The organism is Emticicia sp. (assembly GCF_043780375.1).
Lineage (GTDB): Bacteria > Bacteroidota > Bacteroidia > Cytophagales > Spirosomataceae > Emticicia.
This window is the reverse complement of sequence record NZ_JAYWCU010000270.1, coordinates 1-20,944: the sequence shown is the minus strand read 5'-3', so window position 1 is coordinate 20,944 and position 20,944 is coordinate 1. Positions and strand designations below refer to the sequence as shown.

The window sequence follows — 20,944 nt, the reverse complement described above, 5'->3', positions numbered from 1 at the left end:
ATGCTTTTGTCAAAGCATTTTTCAAAACTTTAATGTTTCTTTGCACTGCAAATATAAAATTGGCACAAAGCTCTGTGTAAATAATTTTTATGTACTCAACCTATGATAGAAAAAGTCAAAGAAACCTTAACAATAGTTCAGAAGTATTGGACAATAGGTACAACAAAAATAAGTAAAGCTTGGTGGTGGTTTTTAGACCAAATATATCGGCTACTTTGCCAAATTTTCGGTGAAGAAAGAGTCGAACGAGCCTTTATTGCCTATTATAAAAGATTCGATAAGGTAGTAGGGTTTCTGAGTGCAAAATTTGATACCAAAGGGAAGTATTTTCCAGTCATTTCTAAAGTTTACAAGTTTTCAGTAAGAACTCTCATTGGAGGTTTGATTTATTTGTTTTGTATTGAAACCAACTTCCTTTGGCTTTGTGGCGGAATGCCCAGCATTGAGCAACTGACAAATCCAAAAATTGCTCAATCTTCAGCAATTTATACGGCAGATGAGGTTGAAATAGGTAAGTTCTTTACCGAAAATCGCCAAACAATTGATAGTTCACAAATGTCGCCATGGTTATTTAAGGCTTTAATATCTACAGAAGACAAACGATTTTATCAACATTCGGGTATTGATTTGCAGTCAATGGCGGGAGTTATGGCAGGTCTTTTTTCGGGTGGAGAACGAGGTGGTGGAAGTACAGTTTCGCAGCAATTAGCCAAAAACCTGTATAATACTCGCAAAAGTGAAATGAAAGGGCTTTTATATTATATTCCAGTGGTAAAAACGATTATTTATAAAACTAAAGAGTGGCTTACAGCTATAAGATTAGAAAGAAATTTTACCAAAGGTGAGATTTTGACAATGTACTTAAATACGGTGGATTATGGGAATAATGCTTATGGAATCAGAACAGCTTCACAAACTTATTTCAATAAAGAACCTAAAAACTTAGCCGTTGAAGAAGCTGCAATTTTGGTTGGATTACAAAAAGGAACAACACTTTACAATCCTATCCGAAATTACAAAAATGCCCTAAAAAGAAGAAATACAGTTTTACAGTTGATGGCAAAAAATGGAGATTTGAAACGAGAAGAAGTTGAGAAATTATGTAAAACAGAAATAAAATTAGACATAAATATTGAAGATTCTTACGATGGGCAAGGAAGCTATTTTAAAGTAGCATTAGCAAAATTTGTCGAAAATTGGGCAAAAAAGAATGAAATTGACATTGATTTGTACCGTGACGGATTGAAAATTTATACAACTATTGACTCAAGAATGCAAACCCATGCCGAAAATGCAGTGTCGAGCCATATGAAGCGTTTACAGAAAACTTTTGACCAAGAATGGAAAGGTAGAAATCCGTGGACGTACGAAAATGGTCAAGAAATTCCGGGTTTTATTGACACCGTTGCCAAACGAACGCCTATTTATAAGCGTTTGGCAAAAAAATATAAAAATCAACTAGATTCATTACATTATTATATGTATGAAAAAAAGAAAATTATCAAAGTTTTTACTTGGGAAGGAGAGAAAGAAATAATGATGAGTCCCGTTGATTCGATAATTCATTATAAAAGGTTTTTGCAAACAGGCATGATGGCAATGGATCCATTCAATGGTTTTATCAAAGCATGGGTTGGTGGCATAGATTATGATTATTTTAAGTATGACCATGTGAAACAAGGTCGTCGTCAGCCAGGCTCAACTTTCAAACCTGTGCTTTACACGGCAGCCATTGATGGCCCATTAAACCTTTCACCTTGCGACCGTCGAACAGATGAGCCTTTCAAAAAAGAATGGATAGAAAATGGTAAACCCAAAACTTGGGAACCCAAAAATGCTGATGGCGTTTTTACTTATACCAGCATGACACTTAGGAGAGCTATTGCACGCTCGGTAAACTCAATAGCAGCTCAACTCGCCGACGAAGTAAAACCAAAAGTTATCATTGATTACGCCAGAAAATTAGGCATTACTGCTCCACTTGACCCTGTATTGTCGTTGGGAATTGGTACTTCTGACGTATCGCTGTATGATATGGTTGGAGCTTATGGTGTTTTTGTGAATGGGGGTAATTATGTTGATCCCATGCTCGTTTTCAAAATTGAAGACGCTAAAGGAAGAATTCTATATGAATTTGAAACAAAGAAACGGGAGGCAATCAAGCCAGAATCTGCATTTTTAATGCAATATATGTTGCGTGGAGGCGTAGAAGAACCTGGTGGAACGTCGAGAGGTTTGTTTGAGTATTGTAGTGCTTTGTTTGGCAATAACGGGCAAGCCGCAGGAAAAACAGGTACAACTTCTAACTATTCGGACTCATGGTATATGGGTTTTACAAAAGACTTAGTTTGCGGCGTTTGGGTGGGTGGTGATGACCGCAGTATTCACTTTCGCTCACGTATGGGCGAAGGAGCGAGGTCGGCATTGCCTATTTTCGGGAAATTTATGCAAAGTGTTTATACTGATTCAAAATTAGGCTATAGCCCGGGGCCATTTCCAAAGCCAAGTATTGAAATTACGAAAGACTATCAAAATTGTGCAGGAAATGCAGGCGGAGGTATTGTATCAGATTCATTATCTGTAAGTACCGATACCTCTGGTCGCCCAATGCCAATTGAGGTACCAAAAGTGCCAAATCCTGAGCCAATCGAAAAAGATACTTCTGAGAATGACCGTTAAATAAAAAAAACAATTTTTAATTTTTTTTTAATAAGTTATAATATCCTTATTGTCAGCATTTTACATTAAATTTTAATTTGAAATTTAATGTAAAATGCTAAAAACACTTTTTTAGCATAATATCTTTACAACCTTTTCATGAACTTTAGGGTCTTAACCAATAAATAGGATAAACAACTCTAAACTACTTTAAAAATGAAAATCATTTTACCTATCCACACCTCAATTATTCGATTAGCTGGAAAGAAAAAAGTAAATCCCGCTCAGGTTATTTTTTTGAAAGCAGATGTAAATTACACCGAAGTTTTTTTGCAAGGAGGCGAAACACTTATTGTTTCTAAAACCTTGAAAGAACTTGAGAAACGCTTTGTTCCATTCAATTTTTTCAGAACACACAAATCGTTTATGGTAAACCTAAACTACGTGATTGGTTACCAGATTCATGAAGGCTTATTAGTTAAATTAGAAGAAGAATATTATGTAAATTTATCTCGTCGTAGAAAAGAAGATTTTTTAAAATCTTTTCATGATTTTCCCAAAAAGCTGATTTTGTCAACTGGTATGGTCAGAAATAATTAACCATTTACCGCCAATTTTCTTCAAAACTAAGGTAAAATAGCCACCAACATCGCCTTTTTCGGGGCGTGTCAAATACCATTTTCCTAAAACCCAGCAAGTGGTTTTCGAGTGAAAATCAGTTTTTAAAATATCAAATTTGAGTTTTCCCATCGTAGCAAGATCAGGATAACTTTTGTGGTATCTATCAAGCGTAGCTTTCCATCCATAAACTACTCCTTTCGAGCCAATAAACATTAATGAGTCTGACTTCCAATAATCTTCCATGAAGGCATCAATATTACCTTTGTTCCAATTATCATTTTGGCGAGCCAAAACTTTCAAAACTGCTTGGCGTTCACTTGTAGTTTGGGCAATACTTGTAAATGAAAGTAATAAAAAGCATGCGATAAGTAGATCTTTTTTCATAGATTATTGTTTTTTTGAATATGTTTTTTCTATCGACTATGGTCTATCAACCATTGACTTTTTATATCTTTGCAGAAAAGCATAAAATTATCAAATTTTCGTGAATAAACAAGCAATTTGGTTTATCGTAAATCCAATTTCTGGAGGCAAAAAAAAACATCAAAACATTGTTCAACTGATTGATAAGCAATTAGATAAACAAATATATTCGCCAGAAATACATTATACCGAATATGCAGGACACGCTACAAAAATAGCGGAAGAGGCAGTAAAGCAGCACATTCCGTTTGTGGTGGCCATTGGTGGCGATGGTACTGTAAACGAAGTTGGAAAAGCATTGATAAATACCAAAACTGTTTTAGGAATTATTCCGATTGGCTCGGGCAATGGTTTGGCAAGAGAATTGGAGATTCCAATGAAACCCGAAAAAGCAATTGAGTCATTAAACACGCCAATAAACAAGCAGATTGATGTTTGTTACGTCAATGAAGTGCCATTTTTCTGTACGGCTGGTATAGGTTTTGATGCTCATTGTGCTGAAAATTTCTCAAAAAAGACAGGTCGTGGTTTATTGAATTATATTAAAGTTAGTTTTACGGAATTTTGGAAATATAAACCTTTAAAGTGTATTTTTGCTGGCAATGATTACGAGGTTTTTAGCATAACCTTTGGAAATGCTTCACAATATGGTAATAATGCCTATATCACACCTACGGCTGTTGTTGACGATGGTTTTATTGATTGCACAATTATAAGTCCACCTTCGGCAATACAAGCTTTGCGTTTGATTACTCAATTATTTAGTGGAAATATTCACTCTTCCGAACTTTCAGAAAATTATCGTGGAACAAAATTTATCCTGAAAAGTGAACAAAGTTTTTTGATTCATTATGATGGCGAACCATTGCAAATGAATACTAAAGAGTTGGTTATCAATATATTAGAAAAGAGTTTACGTGTAATGGTATGAAAAATAAAAAATTACGTGTGGGCGGCACTCCGCTGGGCGGCACTCCGCTGGGCGGCACTCCGCTGGGCGGCATTCCGCAGGGAGTTGTCTATTCAACAAACCCTGATTTTTCATTTGATTTTGGCGATATCGAAGAATCAAAAACGCTACCTGCACAACAACAAAACTTGAAGATTTGGTTGGATAGAAAAGGTGGCAACAAAATTGTAAGTAAAATAGAAGGCTTCATTGGGACAGATGAAGATTTACAAAGTCTAAGAAAAAAACTGCAAAATTTGTGTGGAAGTGGGGGTACTGCCAAAGATAATGAAATTATGCTTCAAGGCGACCACCGTGAAAAGATTTTGACATTTTTAGTGAAAGAAGGCTATAAAGCAAAGAAAGCAGGGGGCTGAAAGAATTAAGACGGGGTTGCCCGAGCGATGTAGAATTTCTTTGCTTATACACTCACCATTAAAAACGAGTGGCGTTCTGCTTCTCACAATCATTCATTATATATGACCGAACATCAAATAAAAGTTGAGCGTACCGCCCGATTTTATACTTTAGGTGAATTGAATGAACAAACCAAAAAGATTTGGTTTGTGATTCATGGCTATGGACAGCTTTCACAATATTTTATCAAGAAATTTAATCAAATTGTTGATAATGAGACTTTTATTGTAGCTCCCGAAGCACCAGCCAGGTTTTATTTAGATGCCAATTATACACGAGTTGGGGCTTCTTGGACTACTCGTGAATTACGTGATTTTGACAAAAAAAATAATAACGATTACCTAAATCAGATTTATGATAATTTGTTGAAAGACAGAGATTTATCGACTATTGAAATCAATATTTTGGGTTTTTCACAAGGCTGTGCCACCGTTTGTCGCTGGGTAGGAGATGGGCATATTAATTGCAATCGACTGTTGCTTTGGGCAGGATTTTTCAGTAATGGCATTAGAGAAGTTATTGAGCCAAAACAATTGGGAAAAATAGAAACTTACTATATTTATGGCGATAAAGACGAGTATTTGATTGCTTATCCTGAGATTTCAGAGAAATTTAGGGCAGGAATGATTGAAGATATCAACCCAAAAATTGTTTGCTTTGAAGGAAAACATACAGTTGATGAAGCAACTTTAAAAGCGATTGTTGCTGGTTTTTAACCAAATTTTACCTCGTCTCCAACTTTAATTTTTCCTCCTTTTACAACCATACAAGTAATACCGCCGTGTCCACGCATAGCGTTGTAGCCCCCTTTGCCAAGGTTTTGTTCCATACGACTGCATGGGTGACAATAGCCTGTCATTTTTAAAACCACTTCTCCAATTGAAAACTCTAAGTCATTGAGAGCCAGCAAGTTGATGCCAGAAACTACAATATTTCGACGCAAAAGCGAAGGGTTAATCGTTTCTTTTTTTAAGATTTTACTTACTGCTTCAATGTGTTCGGCTTGAATAATTGTTACTTGTCTTTTACGATTTGTTCCAGTATATCTATCTCCTTCTATCCCTTTTTTTTCTGAAACATTTATTTCATCCACCACTTTTATTTCTCCACGAGATGTTGGTCCTGGGCGGTAACTTATCCATTCAACTTTGCCTACATGAGCAAAAGTTTGCATCAATTCTTTTATTTCCATGAATTTTTATTATAAATGCGGTGTATCAAATTTTTGTTTTTCAAAAGCCAAACAGTAAGGTTTTAAGTTACATTCGCCACATTTGGGTGTTCGAGCTATGCAAATATAACGTCCATGAAGAATGAGCCAATGATGAGCAACTGCGATTTTATCCTTCGGAATATGTTTTATTAGCATTTTCTCTACTAAAAGCGGTGTTTTGGCGGTTTTTGGTACTAAACCTAATCGATGTGAAACTCGAAAAACGTGCGTATCTACAGCCATTGCAGGTTGGTTGAAAATAATCGAAACTATAACATTGGCGGTTTTTCGACCAACTCCTGGCATTTTTTGAAGGTCTTCAATAGTATTTGGTACTTCCGAATTAAAATCATTGACCAAAATACGAGCCATTCCAACCAAATGTTTGGCTTTGTTATTGGGGTAACTTACACTGCGGATATAGTCAAAAACCTCATCTGTGGTTGATGCTGCCAAACTTTCGGGTGTCGGGAAACGAGGGAAAAGTTTTTGGGTAACAATGTTTACTCGCTTGTCTGTACATTGTGCTGAAAGGATTACAGAAACCAATAATTCATAAGGATTTGTATAAACAAGCTCAGTTTCGGCTTCGGGGTAATTTTCGCTGAAATATTCTACTAAGGCTTTGTAACGGTCTTTTTTTTGCATTTTTTCTACGACGGATTTCCTAATCCGTCTAATTAGTATTAAGTACGCATAAGTTAAAGTGGCGGGTTAGGAAACCTGTTGTACGATTACTTTACATTTTTCCTACGATTGCGTTGGAAGTCTTCCAAAACAAAGCCACCTAAACCATTCAAACCACTGTAATAAGCTCGTCCATTATTTACTTGCGTAAATTGCTGCACAAATTGCTTTAGATAAGGGTCTGTTGCAATCATAAAGGTTGTAATTGGAATCTCTAATCGGCGAGCTTGAGCGGCAAGTGTAAGCGTTTTGTTTACTATTTTACGGTCAAGACCAAAGCTATTTTTATAATAATTGATACCTTCTTTCAAGCAGGTTGGCTTGCCGTCGGTAATCATAAAAACTTGCTTGTTTTTGGTTTTTCTTCTGCGTAATAAATCCATTGCCAACTCTAAACCTGCAACAGTATTAGTATGATAAGGGCCAACTTCTAAGTAAGGAATATCTTTTAGCTGAATCTGCCAAGCATCATTTCCAAAAACCAAAATATCAAGTGTGTCTTTTGGATATTTAGTTCGAATCAATTCTGCCAAAGCCAAAGCAACTTTTTTTGCAGGAGTGATTCTATCTTCTCCATACAAAATCATTGAATGCGATACATCTATCATCAAAACGGTTGAAGTTTGTATTTTTGATTCTCGGTCAACGACTTCCAAATCGCTCTCTAAAAGGATAAAATCATCGATTCCCCCATTAATTTGGGCATTTTTCAATGACTCTGTCATTGAAATTTGGTCAAGTGTATCGCCAAATTGAAAGGGTCGAATATCACTACTGAGTTCATCACCAGTACCTGTGTAGGGAGTATGATGACTACCAATTGATTTAGTTCGTTTCAATTTTCCAAAGATTTCATCAAGCGATTGTTTCCTGATGCTTTGCTCACTTTTGGGAGTCATACGTAGCACTCCTTCTTGATTCTCTTCGGTTATATAGCCTTTTTTCTTTAAATCATCAATGAAATTTGCCATTCCATATTCATCGTTGGTGAGTTGGTATTGGCGGTCGAGGTCGCTCATATAGGCAAGAGCCTGACTTACATCGCCCGATGTGATGAGTAACAATTGCTGAAAAATATTGAGCAATTGCTCAAATTTGTTTTCACCCTTCATTTCGGGTTTGAACTCTGAAAATCTGAAACCTTTCATGCTAATTAATGAGTGAGTTGATATATGTGCGAATGAGTGAATAGGGTTGCTTTACTTTTAACATTTTTTTTAGGCTTAAAGTTTGAGCCTAAATTAAAAAAGACCCTTTGAATTTCAAAGAGTCTTTCCAAATACTTTAACCTATGATGAATCATAAACGTTTTTGAAACATTTACTTACATTGACACATCTACAAATACCATTCCATCTTCAATTTTCACTGGATATGTCTTGATTTCGTAGTCATCGCCACTCAGACAAGCACCTGTTTGGAGCGAAAAAGTTTTTTTATGGAATGGACAAGCTACTTTCGGTTCATCGCCTGTCGAGCCAATCATGCCTCTCGAAAGTACCATTTGTTGCTTGTGCGGACAAAGATTTTGCGTTGCAAACCATTCGCCACGGCGAGTAAAGTTGAAAATAGCAATTTGCTCGCCATTGACTAAAGCACAAGCCCCACCATTTTCGGGTATTTGTGTAGTTGAACAAGCCAACACCCATGTTTCTGTTATTGTTTCAGTTGTCATAATGTCCCTTCCCCCAAAGAGAATTTTATATATGTTATTTATAATTTAATGTTTTATGAAAATAAAATATTGACCGTAATCAAGCCGTTTGTTGACTAATTATTTGCTCCATTCCAAAGCACGTTTTTGGTCACGTAAAGGTGTAAATGTTACGCTAGGGTCTTTTACTTCTGGAGCATTTACAAAATGTGTAAATCTCTGACGGATATTGTCATTTTCGATAGCTTCTTTCCACTCACATTTGTAGTTATTTATCAAGCCAGCCATTTCGAATTCTAATTGTTCGCATATTCCTAAGCTATCATTGATAACCACATCTTTTAAATAAGCAATTCCGCCGTCCATTTTATTGAGCCATGTAGCTGTTCTTGTTAAAGGTTCGCCAGTTTTGATGTAAAACATCAAAAATCTATCAAGATATTTTACACAATCTTCTTTTGAAATATCACCTGCAATCAATTGGGCGTGTTGTGGTTTTGCTCCACCATTGCCGCAAACGTAGAGATTCCAACCTTTTTCGGTAGCGATGATTCCAAAATCTTTTGCTTGTGCTTCAGCACATTCACGTACGCAACCCGAAACCCCGCCTTTGAATTTATGCGGAGCTCTAATACCTTTATAGCGATTTTCTATTTCGACGGCAAATGTTACAGAATCATGTAAACCAAAGCGACACCAAGTAGAACCAACGCAAGATTTTACGGTACGAAGGGCTTTCCCATAGGCGTGTCCTGACTCAAAACCTGCTTCAATTAGTTCTTCCCAAATTGCCGGCAAATCGTTTAGGTAAGCTCCAAACATATCAATTCGTTGTCCGCCCGTAATTTTGGTATAAAGACCATATTTTTGAGCAACGGTACCAATTACAATCAATTTTTCAGGAGTAATTTCGCCACCAGCAATACGTGGAACTACTGAATATGTACCACCTTTTTGGATATTTGCCAAAAATCTATCGTTTGAATCTTGTGCGATATCATTTCCTTTTACAAGAATCATTTCGTTCCATAAACTCGCTAAAATGGAGGCTACCGCAGGTTTACAAACTTCGCAGCCGTCACCGTGTCCAAATTTATCTAAAACGCCTTCATAAGACTTTATTTCATTGATTTTTACTAAATCAAAAAGTTCTTGGCGTGTATATTCAAAGTGTTCACAAACTACATTTCTGACATAGATTCCTTGCTCTTTCATTGTTCCGAGCATTAAATCTTTTACCATTGGAACGCAACCGCCGCAACCAGTTCCTGCTTTGGTACATTTTTTTAAGCCATCAACGGTATGTACTTTATTTTCAGAAACTTCGTTACAAATTTGCCCTTTTGTAACAGCTTCACAAGAGCAAATCAAGGCATCATCGGGCAAACTCATTACGCCCGCACTACTATCTTCTACTCCGCCTCTTGCTCCTAAAATCAAATTTTCTGGGTCTTTTGGAAGTACTAATTTGTTATTGACAGTTTGCAACAACATATTATATTGCTCTGCGTCACCAACTAAAATACCTCCTAAAAGCAATTGTCCATCGTTAGAAATATTAATACGTTTGTAAATGCCTTTCGACTTGTTCTCATATACAATCGTCTGACAGTCAGGCTCTGCAATGAACGCATTGCCAAAACTTGCTACATCAACACCAATCAATTTTAGCTTAGTTGACATATCGAAAGCCTTAAATTCTTTAGCTCCATTACTCAAATTTGTAGCAACAACTTCCGCCATTTCGTAGCCAGGGGCTACTAAACCATAAATCATGTGGTCATGCAAAGCACATTCACCAATTGCAAAAATACTGGGGTCGGAAGTTTGAAGTTTATCATTTACAACGATTCCACCACGAGAGCCAACTTCTAAACCCGAAAGTCGAGCAACTTCATCACGAGGTTTGATTCCGGCTGAAATCACAAGCATATCAACGTCTAATTTTGAACCATCAGCGAAGTTCATGCCATCAATAATGCCATCCCCCGAAATATCTTGCGTGTTTTTGTTCAAATGTATTTTTAAACCCAAAGTTTCAAGTTTTGCTTTCAAAATATCAGAGCCTGCTTGGTCAATCTGACGAGGCATTAGTCTTGATGCAAATTCGATAACATGGATTTGGTCTAATCCTAAATCTAAAAGAGCTTTTGCTGCTTCAAGGCCCAATAATCCTCCACCAATTACCGCACCTTTTCGTGCGTTCTGGGCGTGTGATTGCATCATGTCGAGGTCTTCGATGGTACGATAAACAAAAACACCATCTTTTTCAACGCCAGGAATTGGCGGTACAAATGCAGCCGAACCAGTTGCTAAAACCAAGAAATCGTAAGGAATTATAAGCCCATGATGTGATGAAACCGTTTTGGCTTCTCGGTCAATGTTGGTTACTGGGTCTGAGAGGTAAATTTTGATGCCGTTATCGAAGTACCAATCCAATGGAGCCATTGTGAGGTCTTCGGCAGTCTTGCCAGCGAAATATTCGCTTAGATGAACTCGGTCATAGGCAGGGCGTGGTTCTTCGCCAAAAACTATGATGTCGAAGTTATCATTTGCTTTAGCTATGAGTTTTTCGCAAAACTTAAAGCCTACCATGCCGTTGCCCACCACAACGACACGGAGTGCGGTACGCCGCCCGTTAGTTCCGTTTGTCATTTTGAATTATGTTTTTCCTACGTTTGCTTCATCAAATAGTTCAATACGTTTCCCCCATTCTGAACTAAATAATGCTTGAATTTCTATTTAAAGAGTAAGTATAAATACTCATTTCTTTTCAAATGTATGTTATGTATTTTATAAAAACAAATTTTTATTTGGTAAAATTTGATGTTTGTAGTTTATTTTTTGGTTTATTGTATTAATCACAGAATTAATATAAAAGATTGAGTTTTGGTAATTTCGAACCTATTCCACCGCCAACCGTACCAACTCTGCAGTATTCTTAACATCAGTTTTCCGCAAGATATTTGCTCGATGATTAGAAACCGTTCGGACGCTTAACGATAGCTTTTCAGCAATTTCTTGACTGCTCATTCCTTCGGTAATATATTTCAAAATTTCACGCTCTTTTTTAGAGATTTTGGTAAATACACTTGTGTTTTTGAGTTTCGGAGTAGTTTTTTGTTTGCGTTGAGCCATCAACCCATCAATAATCATAGCAGATACTGTTGGAGGAAAGTATTTTTGCCCTTGTGAAACGCTTGACAAAGCTTTCAAAATTTCTTCTTTACTTTTGTCTTTTAGCAAATAACCCATCGCCCCATTTTCGACTGAAGTAACCATATATTCGGGGTTATTGTGCATCGAAAAAATGAGCGATTTGACAGCAGGATGCCTATCAGAAATTGATTTTGCTACTTCAAAGCCAGACATTTTAGGCATGGTGAGGTCGAGCATAACGATGGTAGGTTTTAAGTTTTTTACTTTTTCTAAAGCCTCCATTCCATCGGAGGCTTCGCCAACAATTTCTATGTTTTCTTCATCTTCTAGAAGATTCTGAATACCTTTTCGCACTACGGCGTGGTCATCAACTATCAAAAGCTTTATCTTAATTGCCATATTTATTATGAGTTTTGCATAGATTAGTTTTCTTTAAATAATGGTATTAATACAAATATGCTTGTTCCTTTATTGCTTTCCGATTCTATTTTAAAAGTGCCATTGAGCAGCCTTACTCTTGTTTGCATATTGCCCAATCCATTGCCTGAAATCTTATTTTTTTTTGCCTTTTTTAAATCAAATCCTTTGCCATTATCAATGATGGAAAGTACGATATTTCGATTTTTATCATTGGATAGATTCATTTCAATTTTTTTAGCTTTAGCGTGTTTCACTATATTATTGAGTGCTTCTTGGGCAATTCTGTATAAATTATTTTCGATATTGTTAGGTAAAACAATGTTTTCGGTAAAATCATTAAATATAGTTTGAATACCAGCAGCATTGGCAGTGCGTTCGGTCAGCAAACGCATAGCACTTGCCAAACCAAAATCGGTAAGCACCGAAGGCATCAAATTGAACGAAACTGTGCGAGTGGCTTCGATGGTTTCATTAATCAATTTTTGATGTTCTACGAAGGAGTTTCTTTGTTTTTCATTAATAAATGGTAAACTTTTGAGTTTTTCACTATCTAATTTCAAACCCGTAAGCATTTGTCCGATACCGTCGTGCAATTCACGAGCGAGTCGCTTGCGTTCTTCTTCTTGACCTTCCATTAAGGCCGCCGACCGTACATTGTCTTCTTTACGCAGTAATTCATATTTTTCTTCAGTTGTTTTTACCAAATCTTTCTGAATAATGATGAGTTTTTCGTTGGTTTCGTTGAGTTGTTTATTTTTGAATTGCAATTCAGATTCGGACTCTGTAATTCTTAAAATAATTTCTTTCACATAACGCACCAATGGCATAAAAATCAAAAATCCTTCAATAATTAAAATACAAATAGTAATACAAAACAAAATTAACTCAATGCGTTTTACACGACTCACTCTTGCCTGAGCTTCGGTATCATATTGAGAAACAATTTTGTCCATTAATTTTAGAAACTGTCGCTCATTAGTGAGCATATTTTTTAATATTTTACGCTCAACGTTAGTTTGTTTATTTTGACTAATAAAGCTTGCATTCGAACTCATTATCTTAAAAGAAGGCTCAATTTCATTAAATATGGCTTCAATTGCAGGACTATTTTTTACTAAATAAGTTTTGTCTAAAACCAAATTTCCATTTTTCAAACCATAATGGCATTTTACCCATAAATTAAGCACATCAGCAAAACCTTTTTGATAAATAGCCGCTTCTTCGGGAAACTCTTTTTTGTTAGTCAGTAAAATTGCCATTTTGCACAATCTTTGACTTAACATACGTTGCCGACCAGCCAAATTTACCACATGAGCATCATCTGACGACTCATTTAATGATTTTTGAATCAAGACTTGTCCAAACAGAGATAGCAAAGCTACGACTGTCAGAGCCCCCAAATAAAGACGAGTTAAACGCTTGGAAACTTGCTTGTCGAGGTCTTGCATAGAAATTGTAAAAATCATACTCCTGAAAAATTAAGGTATATTTTTGGAACTTACAAGCTACTATTTAAAGTTCTTAATAATATGAAAGTTTTTATTCATTTCGTACTATTCTTTTTTTGAGTAATTTTACTCAATTTGTATTTTATCAACAATTATTTGTCTAAATTGAATTATTTTAAAATATTATTTGGCAAAAGCATTGTTTTAACAAATAAACATTTTATTTTTATATCCATATTATCTATTTATAATATAGTTTTAGGGTTTTTTAAACTACTAAATCCACAACTTTATAAACTAAACAAAATTACTTAATTATCATGAATCCAAAGCTAACACTCGTGGGGGCGGGTCCGGGCGACGACGAACTCATTACATTAAAAGGAATAAAAGCCTTGCAAAATGCCGACGTGATTTTGTATGACGCATTGGCAAATGATTCGTTGCTTGCATATGCACCAAAACATTGTGTAAAAATGAATGTTGGCAAACGCAAGGGACAACATTCGTATTTGCAGGATGAAATCAATCGCTTGATTGTTTCGTTTGCTTTAGAACATGGACATGTAGTAAGGTTAAAAGGTGGCGACCCATTTGTGTTTGGTCGTGGCTACGAAGAATTGGAATACGCCAAAGCTTTTGGCATTGAAACACACGTAATTCCAGGGGTTTCAAGTTCGATAGGCGTTGCAGCGGCAGTTCAGATTCCGATTACGCACCGAGATATTGCTCGAAGTTTTTGGGTTGTTACGGGTCATACAAGCGATGGAAATTTGCCAAAAGATTTGGAATTAGCTGCACAATCATCGGCAACGGTGGTTGTCTTGATGGGAATGAGCAAATTAGCAGAAATCACTGCGATTTTCGACCAACACGGAAAGTCTGCTACGCCCATTGCCATTATTCAAAATGGTACTACGGGTCAACAAAAATCTGTCTTCGGACAAATCAAAGATATTCTTAAGAAAGTAAACGAATCAAAAGTAACAAATCCTGCTGTCATTATTATTGGTGAAGTCGTGAGTCTGCATCCCGAATATTTGGAAGCTTATGTGGAGGAAATGAAGTTTTAAAGAAGAGATATTAAATATTGTGAAAGTGAAAAGTGCCATACCTCAAAGGTATGGCACTTTTGGTTTTATGGCTATCGTTTGATACTTGGGTGTAACATTTTTTGTTTTGAAAATTATTGAAAAAAATTAAAACAACTTTCACAATAGATTGCATTTTGATAAAAAGCCTATCAAGTTGTCAACTGTATCTATTATGGGAAAGGTAGATTTTTTCGAAGAACGTATAAGTATTTTAAGCAAAATATTATTTGTAAATGAGAATTGTTCGTATCGATGGTTTTTGAGTGTTTATAATTATGTTTTTCCAAGATGAAATCGATGAAAGAAAAGATATAAAAATACAAAAAAGTAAAAAACAGGTTTCAAAAAATGCCTTTTTGAGAAAATAAAATTGTATTTTTCCAAAAACAAGTTTCAAAATTAAAAGAACTTTAGGTAAAAATGATAAAAATGGGTAAAATATGTTGTAAACCATTTTGAGTATAAAGTATTATTTTTTACATTTGAATAAGTAAAGAGAATTATATAATAATAAGTATAAATAACCAAAGAAAATTTTGATAGTGGGGGCTATCGAAAAATTAAATTAAAGATTGACCTTTTATTTTAACTTCTTAAAACAAGATTAAAATGTAAGGAAAATATCAAAAAAAACAAAAAAATCGGGGATAGTCGAAGTGGGGGCTTCGTCTTGAACCAAACAAAAACCGACCTGACATGGGGGTGTCAAAGTCGGCTAACGAATCGCAGAACGTAGGTATTTATTCACAATTCAATTCAAAACAAATGAAAAAAAATCTATTTAGCAAGTTTGGGCTTGCAATTTTCTTCACAATCGCTTTTTTTCAATCATCATTTTCACAGTTTTCATTACTCGGACAAGTCAGAACTCGTACAGAAATACGTGATGGTTTGGGTAATCTTGCACCGTATGGTACAAAATACTCAGCATTCACTTCTCAACGTACTCGTCTAACATTTGGTTATAAATGGGACCGAGTAACTTTCGGAATGGCAGTACAAGATGTAAGAGTTTGGGGACAAGATGCTTCATCAATTTCAAATGCCGATGGTGGCAAATTTGGCGTACACGAAGCCTGGGCAGAGATCGTGCTGGCAAACTCTGCCGACACAACAGTAAAATTTAAGCCAATTCAGAATCTTTCATTAAAAATCGGTCGACAAGAACTTGTTTACGATGATGTTCGCTTACTTGGAAACCTTGATTGGTTGCAACAGGGTCGCCGTTTTGATGCCGCTATTTTCAAGGCACAACATTTAGGTTGGGCATTAGATTTTGGTGGAGGATTTAATCAAAACGCTGACGCTTTTGGTACAAATGGCACTTATTATGTAGCAGGAAATGCTCCTGCAACGGCACTTTCGAGCAAAAACGTAACCTTGGCTATTCCAACTGGTTTTTTGCCAACTGCGAGTAAAGGTGGAGCTCCTGTTTTGGCGAATGCTGCAAGCACAAACGGACAAAACCAAATGTTTAAATCATTTCAGATGGCTTATTTGAGTCATAAATTTAAGCAAACAAAGTTGGCGGTTTTGTTTTTCAAAGATGATTTCTCAAAATACCGAATTGATAGTATAGGTAGTGCAACTGCAGGTTACGTATATGGTAGGCGTTATGATCAAACGGGTGTCAATTCTCGCCTTACTTATGGGGCAATGCTTACTGGTCAGTTGGGTAATACAAGTTCAAAATTAGGTAAAATTGCTTGGCAAACATTTGGTTATGCTCAATCAGGCAAAGACCGAGATGGTTTGAGTATCAGCAAGGCTTATCATTATGGAGCAAACTTTATGATTCAAAAAGGCTTGATTAGTTTTGGGCCGGGTTATGAAGTTTTGTCTGGCAATGATGGTTTTAATTTAAAAGCTGGAGAAACACATCGTTTTGACCCACTTTATGGTACTCCGCACAAACATTGGGGCTACATGGACTACTTTTATGTAGGCACAGGTTCGCCAGCGGGTGGTTTGCAAAATGCGTTTTTCAAAGTAAAACACGCAGCAAGTCGCCTGACAACAACGTTTGATATACATTATTTTGCTTTGGCAGCTGCTACACCAAACAAAACGAAAGATGCTCCAGCTGGTGCAAAAATTTCTCCAATGTTAGGCATGGAATATGATTTAGTGTTGAATTATGCACTTAATAAATTTACTATTGTTGAGTTAGGTTACTCGGTTATGAAAGGTAATAATAGCCTCGAATATGTGAAGCAAACCACTATGGACAAAACTCGCAAAACTGGTCAATGGGGATATTTAATGCTCAATATCCGTCCTGACTTTTTCTACTCAAAACCAGTTGCAATTAAGCAGTAATTGTAGAACGGGTTTTTAACCTGTTCCTGAAACTTTCACAACATAAAGATAATTTCGATGAAAAACATAAGAAAAAACATACTTTTCGTAGCAGTAATAATATTTATAACTACTATCTCTGCTTTTAAATATCCAACTGCCGCGGTTATAAAATTAGGATTTATTCCACTGACCGATTGTGCTCCATTAGTGGCAGCTAAAGAGTTAGGTTTGTTTGCCAAATATGGAGTAAATGTAGAGTTGAGTAAAGAGGCTTCATGGGCAAATATTCGTGATAAAGTATTGAACGGAGAGTTGGAAGGAGCTCATTGCTTATTTTCGATGCCAATGTCGGTTTATACAGGAATTGGAGGAAAAGCAGGTTCAGAAATGAAAATTGCTATGACTTTAAATAATAACGGACAGGCAATTACGCTGTCAAAAGATTTTTGTGGATTGGTTGGATTTAAAGATTTGAAGAAAGTGAATGTAGCAATTAACGAAATCAAAAAGCGTAAAGAAGTAACTTTTGCGATGACTTTTCCAGGTGGAACGCATGACATTTGGTTGAGAAATTGGATGGCAGCGGCGGGCGTCAATCAAAAATCGGTCGGTATCATTACGATTCCACCGCCACAAATGGTTGCCAATATGAAAGTTGATAACATGGAAGGCTATTGCGTAGGCGAGCCGTGGAATGGTGTAGCCGTTGCTCAAAATGTTGGTTTTACGCATATTGCCAGTCAAGATATTTGGAAAAATCATCCTGAAAAAGCATTGGTTGTAAATAAAGATTTTGCAGCAAACAACAAAGAAGATTTGAAAAAAGTAATGAAAGCCATCATCGAAGCCCAAAGATGGTTAGATGATATGGGCAATCGTAAAAAAGCAGCAGTCTGGTTATCAAAACCATATTATGTAAATGCTCCAGTATCAGTTTTAGAAGCTCGTTTATTGGGTTCAAACGATTTGGGCTGTGATTTGGGTGTGCAAAAGTACAAAGATGACTACATGACATTTTATAATAATGGCATTGTAGCAACGCCCAAAAAGTCTTATGCGATGTGGTTTTTAGCTCAGTATGTCCGATTTGGTATGCTGAAATTAGCACCAGACTATAAAGGAATTGCTGAAAAATTGATTTTGGATGATTTGTTTGCTGAAGTAGCCAAAGAAATGAGCGTACCAGTTCAGCCTGATATGCAGCCTTTCAAAACGAATCTGGATGTAAACTTTGATCCCAATAACATTGCAGGGTATTTATCGACAACGAAGAAGTAAAAATCACCTCACCCAAACCCTCTCGTAATAGAAAAGGAAGCAAGATAAAGAATAAAACTCCCCTCTCCTTTTTCAGGAGAGGGGGCGGGGGTGAGGTACAAACTTTAAAAAAACATGAAAAATATTCTTTCAAAAGATTCACCAGTAGGAGCATTATATTTCATCGCAAGTATGCTCATTCTATTAGCTATTTGGCAGTTAGTTACGTTCGTGACAGAAGCCGAAATCCCTGGGCCAGTAGCCACATGGGCAGTTTTTTCGGAAATGCTTGCCGACCCATTTTATGATTATGGACCAAATGACAAAGGAATTGGGATTCAGCTTTGGAGTTCTTTGAAGCGAGTTTTTATGGGTTTTGCGTTAGGTAGTTTAGTCGCAATTCCTTTAGGATTGATTATGGGTTCTTCAAAAATAGGCATGAGATTATTGAATCCAATCGTTCAGATTTTGCGTCCAGTTTCGCCTTTGGCTTGGTTCCCATTAGGTTTATTAGCTTTCAAAGCTTCCGATCAAGCAACGATTTTTATCATCATGATTACCTCACTTTGGCCAACTTTAATCAATACTGCTTTTGGTGTTTCAACTATTCCTGCAGACCACAAAAACGTTGGAAAAGCATTTGGGTTTTCTCGTTGGAAATACATCACCAAAATATTAATTCCGTTTGCGTTGCCGCACATCATTACTGGACTTCGCTTATCGATTGGTATTGCTTGGGTGGTAATTGTGGCAGGAGAGATGCTTTCAGGAGGGGTAGGTATTGGTTTTTTTGTGTGGGATAGTTGGAATGGCTTGAGTCTCGAAAAAATCCTTTCCGCAATTTTGATTATCGGAATTGTAGGATTATTGTTTGACAAAATTTTTAATGTAATTCAAAAATCAGTTAGCTATGAAAGCAAATAATGAATTATTAATAGATGATTCTTCATCTTTTCATAAAATCGGAATTGAGACCAGCATTGAAATCAAAAATGTAACGGTTTCATTCAAATCTAAAGGAAAAGGCACTTTCACTGCCGTAAAAGACATTAGCCTTGAGATTGGGAAAGGCGAAATTGTAAGTATTATTGGTCATTCGGGTTGCGGAAAATCAACTTTGATGAATACAATTTCGGGCATGGTTACGCCTTCAAAAGGTGAAGTGATTGCTAATAATAAAGTGGTTGTTGGGCCGGGCCCTGACCGTGGAATTGTTTTTCAAAATTATTCTTTACTTCCGTGGCTTACAGTTTATCGGAATGTTTACGAGGCCGTTGATTCAGTTTTACCACATTTGACAAAATCAGAAAAAAAAGAACTTGTTGAAAATAACCTCAATATGGTGAATTTGTGGGAACACAAAGACAAACTTCCGAGCCAATTGTCGGGTGGCATGAAACAAAGAGTAGCCATTGCTCGTGCATTTTCAATCAATCCAAGTATTTTATTATTAGATGAGCCTTTCGGAGCTTTAGATGCTTTGACAAAAGGCTCAATGCACATTGAATTGCTCAAGCTTTGGAATCTTGACAATAGAAATAAAACCATCGTAATGGTTACTCACGATATTGAAGAAGCGATTTTCTTGTCGGATAGAGTGGTGGTTATGAATAATGGACCAGAAGCAACCATCAAAGAAATCGTTGATATAAACCTTGACCGTCCACGTAATAAAAAGGACATTGTGCATTTAACTGAATACCAAAATGTTCACGATAAATTGATGAATTTATTATTTGATAAATTCTCAATAGAAGACCTTTGAAATTTATGAATAGTGTAACGTTTAGAATGATTTATTGAGTAATAATTCTACCTTCTGCACTGTACTATATTTATCAAAATACGTGGTTGAGAGCCAAAAAATAAAATTAATCCCTGTTGGTGCTGCCGACTGGGATTTTCCAATAAAGCTGTCAAAATTTGAGTATAAATACTTATAAATGAGTATAAATAACTATTTTTTTAACTGTCAATCAAAGAAACAAATGAAAAATAATCAGCCACTTTCAACGCTTAATGTACTGAGATTTTCGGGCTTACAAATGCGTACATTCCACACTACTTGGTTTACTTTTTTTATGTGTTTTTTTGGCTGGTTCGGACTTGCTCCACTCATGCCAACCATTCGTGAAGACTTAGGATTAACCAAAGCACAAGTTGGTAATATTATCATTGCATCAGTTTCAGCAACAATCATTGCACGTTTGCTTATTGGTCGTTTGTGTGATACTTGGGGGCCACGTAAAACTTATACGACATTACTTGTTTTTTGTTCAATTCCTGTCTACTTGGTTGGTTTGGCAAATTCTTACGAAACATTTTTGCTTTTTCGTTTGGCAATTGGAGTTATCGGAGCATCATTCGTTATTACTCAATACCATACTTCTGTTATGTTTGCTGCCAATATTAAAGGTACTGCCAATGCAGTTGCAGGCGGTTGGGGAAATTTGGGTGGGGGAATTACAAATATCGTAATGCCTTTAATTTTTGCAGGAATCGTTGGTTTGGGTTATACCAAAGGCGAAGCATGGCGTTTGGCAATGATAGTGCCAGGCACTTTATTGCTTATTTGTGCTGTGCTTTACTTTAAATTGACCAAAGATTCTCCCGAAGGAAACTATGAAGATATTAACCGTACAA

General features: G+C 36.3%; 19 protein-coding genes. 11 read left to right on the top strand and 8 right to left on the bottom strand.

Features of this window, described 5'->3' with window-relative positions; genetic code table 11:
* The first annotated feature begins 102 nt into the window (after positions 1–102).
* On the top strand, positions 103–2,679 hold the full coding sequence (locus ACH2CJ_RS19905) for a transglycosylase domain-containing protein (protein ID WP_394995786.1): 2,577 nt from the start codon (positions 103–105) through the stop codon (positions 2,677–2,679).
* A gap of 195 nt (positions 2,680–2,874) precedes the next feature.
* Positions 2,875–3,258, top strand: coding sequence for a LytR/AlgR family response regulator transcription factor (locus tag ACH2CJ_RS19900; protein WP_394995783.1), 384 nt, complete (start codon positions 2,875–2,877; stop codon positions 3,256–3,258).
* Here the strand turns inward: ACH2CJ_RS19900 and ACH2CJ_RS19895 are convergent.
* Entirely contained in the window at positions 3,232–3,663 is a 432-nt protein-coding gene (locus ACH2CJ_RS19895) for a YybH family protein (protein WP_394995781.1), read from the bottom strand. The two genes, ACH2CJ_RS19900 and ACH2CJ_RS19895, sit on opposite strands and share 27 nt — an antisense overlap.
* Before the next feature lie 100 nt (positions 3,664–3,763).
* On the opposite strand from ACH2CJ_RS19895, the gene ACH2CJ_RS19890 reads away from it, so the two are divergent.
* From ACH2CJ_RS19890 to ACH2CJ_RS19880, 3 genes are all read left to right on the top strand, one after another.
* The gene (locus ACH2CJ_RS19890) at positions 3,764–4,633 is read left to right on the top strand and encodes a diacylglycerol/lipid kinase family protein (protein ID WP_394995778.1); all 870 of its coding nucleotides are present in this window, start codon (positions 3,764–3,766) and stop codon (positions 4,631–4,633) included.
* Positions 4,630–5,028 carry a translation initiation factor gene (locus ACH2CJ_RS19885; RefSeq protein ID WP_394995775.1) on the top strand — a complete coding sequence of 133 codons (399 nt, stop codon included), beginning with the start codon at positions 4,630–4,632 and terminating at the stop codon, positions 5,026–5,028. The genes ACH2CJ_RS19890 and ACH2CJ_RS19885 overlap by 4 nt, the downstream gene beginning before the upstream one ends.
* Before the next feature lie 102 nt (positions 5,029–5,130).
* The gene (locus ACH2CJ_RS19880) at positions 5,131–5,784 is read left to right on the top strand and encodes an alpha/beta hydrolase (protein WP_394995772.1); all 654 of its coding nucleotides are present in this window, start codon (positions 5,131–5,133) and stop codon (positions 5,782–5,784) included.
* Here ACH2CJ_RS19880 and ACH2CJ_RS19875 read toward each other — a convergent pair.
* The 7 genes from ACH2CJ_RS19875 to ACH2CJ_RS19845 all read right to left on the bottom strand — a co-directional run bounded on the left by ACH2CJ_RS19875 (position 5,781) and on the right by ACH2CJ_RS19845 (position 13,667).
* Positions 5,781–6,260, bottom strand: coding sequence for an MOSC domain-containing protein (locus ACH2CJ_RS19875; protein ID WP_394995769.1), 480 nt, complete (start codon positions 6,258–6,260; stop codon positions 5,781–5,783). The two genes, ACH2CJ_RS19880 and ACH2CJ_RS19875, sit on opposite strands and share 4 nt — an antisense overlap.
* 9 nt (positions 6,261–6,269) lie before the next feature.
* A complete protein-coding gene (gene nth, locus ACH2CJ_RS19870) occupies positions 6,270–6,929 on the bottom strand; it encodes an endonuclease III (RefSeq protein WP_394995767.1) in 660 nt (219 codons plus the stop codon).
* Positions 6,930–7,015: 86 nt separating this feature from the next.
* A complete protein-coding gene (locus tag ACH2CJ_RS19865; protein WP_394995764.1) occupies positions 7,016–8,116 on the bottom strand; it encodes a VWA domain-containing protein in 1,101 nt (366 codons plus the stop codon).
* Between the two features lie 176 nt (positions 8,117–8,292).
* Positions 8,293–8,643 (bottom strand): nitrite reductase small subunit NirD, encoded by a 351-nt coding sequence (gene nirD / locus ACH2CJ_RS19860; protein ID WP_394995761.1) that lies wholly within the window; start codon positions 8,641–8,643, stop codon positions 8,293–8,295.
* Between the two features lie 99 nt (positions 8,644–8,742).
* Positions 8,743–11,277, bottom strand: a complete 2,535-nt coding sequence (gene nirB / locus ACH2CJ_RS19855; RefSeq protein WP_394995759.1) for a nitrite reductase large subunit NirB — start codon at positions 11,275–11,277, stop codon at positions 8,743–8,745.
* Positions 11,278–11,526: 249 nt separating this feature from the next.
* Positions 11,527–12,180, bottom strand: coding sequence for a response regulator (locus tag ACH2CJ_RS19850; protein ID WP_394995756.1), 654 nt, complete (start codon positions 12,178–12,180; stop codon positions 11,527–11,529).
* 23 nt (positions 12,181–12,203) lie between these two features.
* Entirely contained in the window at positions 12,204–13,667 is a 1,464-nt protein-coding gene (locus ACH2CJ_RS19845; RefSeq protein ID WP_394995754.1) for an ATP-binding protein, read from the bottom strand.
* A gap of 302 nt (positions 13,668–13,969) precedes the next feature.
* On the opposite strand from ACH2CJ_RS19845, the gene cobA reads away from it, so the two are divergent.
* From cobA to ACH2CJ_RS19815, 6 genes are all read left to right on the top strand, one after another.
* Positions 13,970–14,722 (top strand): uroporphyrinogen-III C-methyltransferase, encoded by a 753-nt coding sequence (cobA, locus tag ACH2CJ_RS19840; protein WP_394995751.1) that lies wholly within the window; start codon positions 13,970–13,972, stop codon positions 14,720–14,722.
* Between the two features lie 786 nt (positions 14,723–15,508).
* A complete protein-coding gene (locus tag ACH2CJ_RS19835; RefSeq protein ID WP_394995749.1) occupies positions 15,509–17,062 on the top strand; it encodes an alginate export family protein in 1,554 nt (517 codons plus the stop codon).
* A 57-nt stretch (positions 17,063–17,119) separates the two neighbouring features.
* Complete coding sequence (locus ACH2CJ_RS19830; protein WP_394995746.1) at positions 17,120–18,322, top strand: CmpA/NrtA family ABC transporter substrate-binding protein; 1,203 nt, start codon at positions 17,120–17,122, stop codon at positions 18,320–18,322.
* Positions 18,323–18,436: 114 nt separating this feature from the next.
* Positions 18,437–19,225, top strand: a complete 789-nt coding sequence (ntrB, locus tag ACH2CJ_RS19825) for a nitrate ABC transporter permease (RefSeq protein ID WP_394995743.1) — start codon at positions 18,437–18,439, stop codon at positions 19,223–19,225.
* Positions 19,212–20,066 carry an ABC transporter ATP-binding protein gene (locus tag ACH2CJ_RS19820; RefSeq protein ID WP_394995741.1) on the top strand — a complete coding sequence of 285 codons (855 nt, stop codon included), beginning with the start codon at positions 19,212–19,214 and terminating at the stop codon, positions 20,064–20,066. Before ntrB ends, ACH2CJ_RS19820 begins: the two co-directional genes overlap by 14 nt.
* Before the next feature lie 223 nt (positions 20,067–20,289).
* Positions 20,290–20,944 (top strand): MFS transporter (locus tag ACH2CJ_RS19815; protein ID WP_394995738.1); only part of this gene is annotated, 655 nt, incomplete at its 3' end.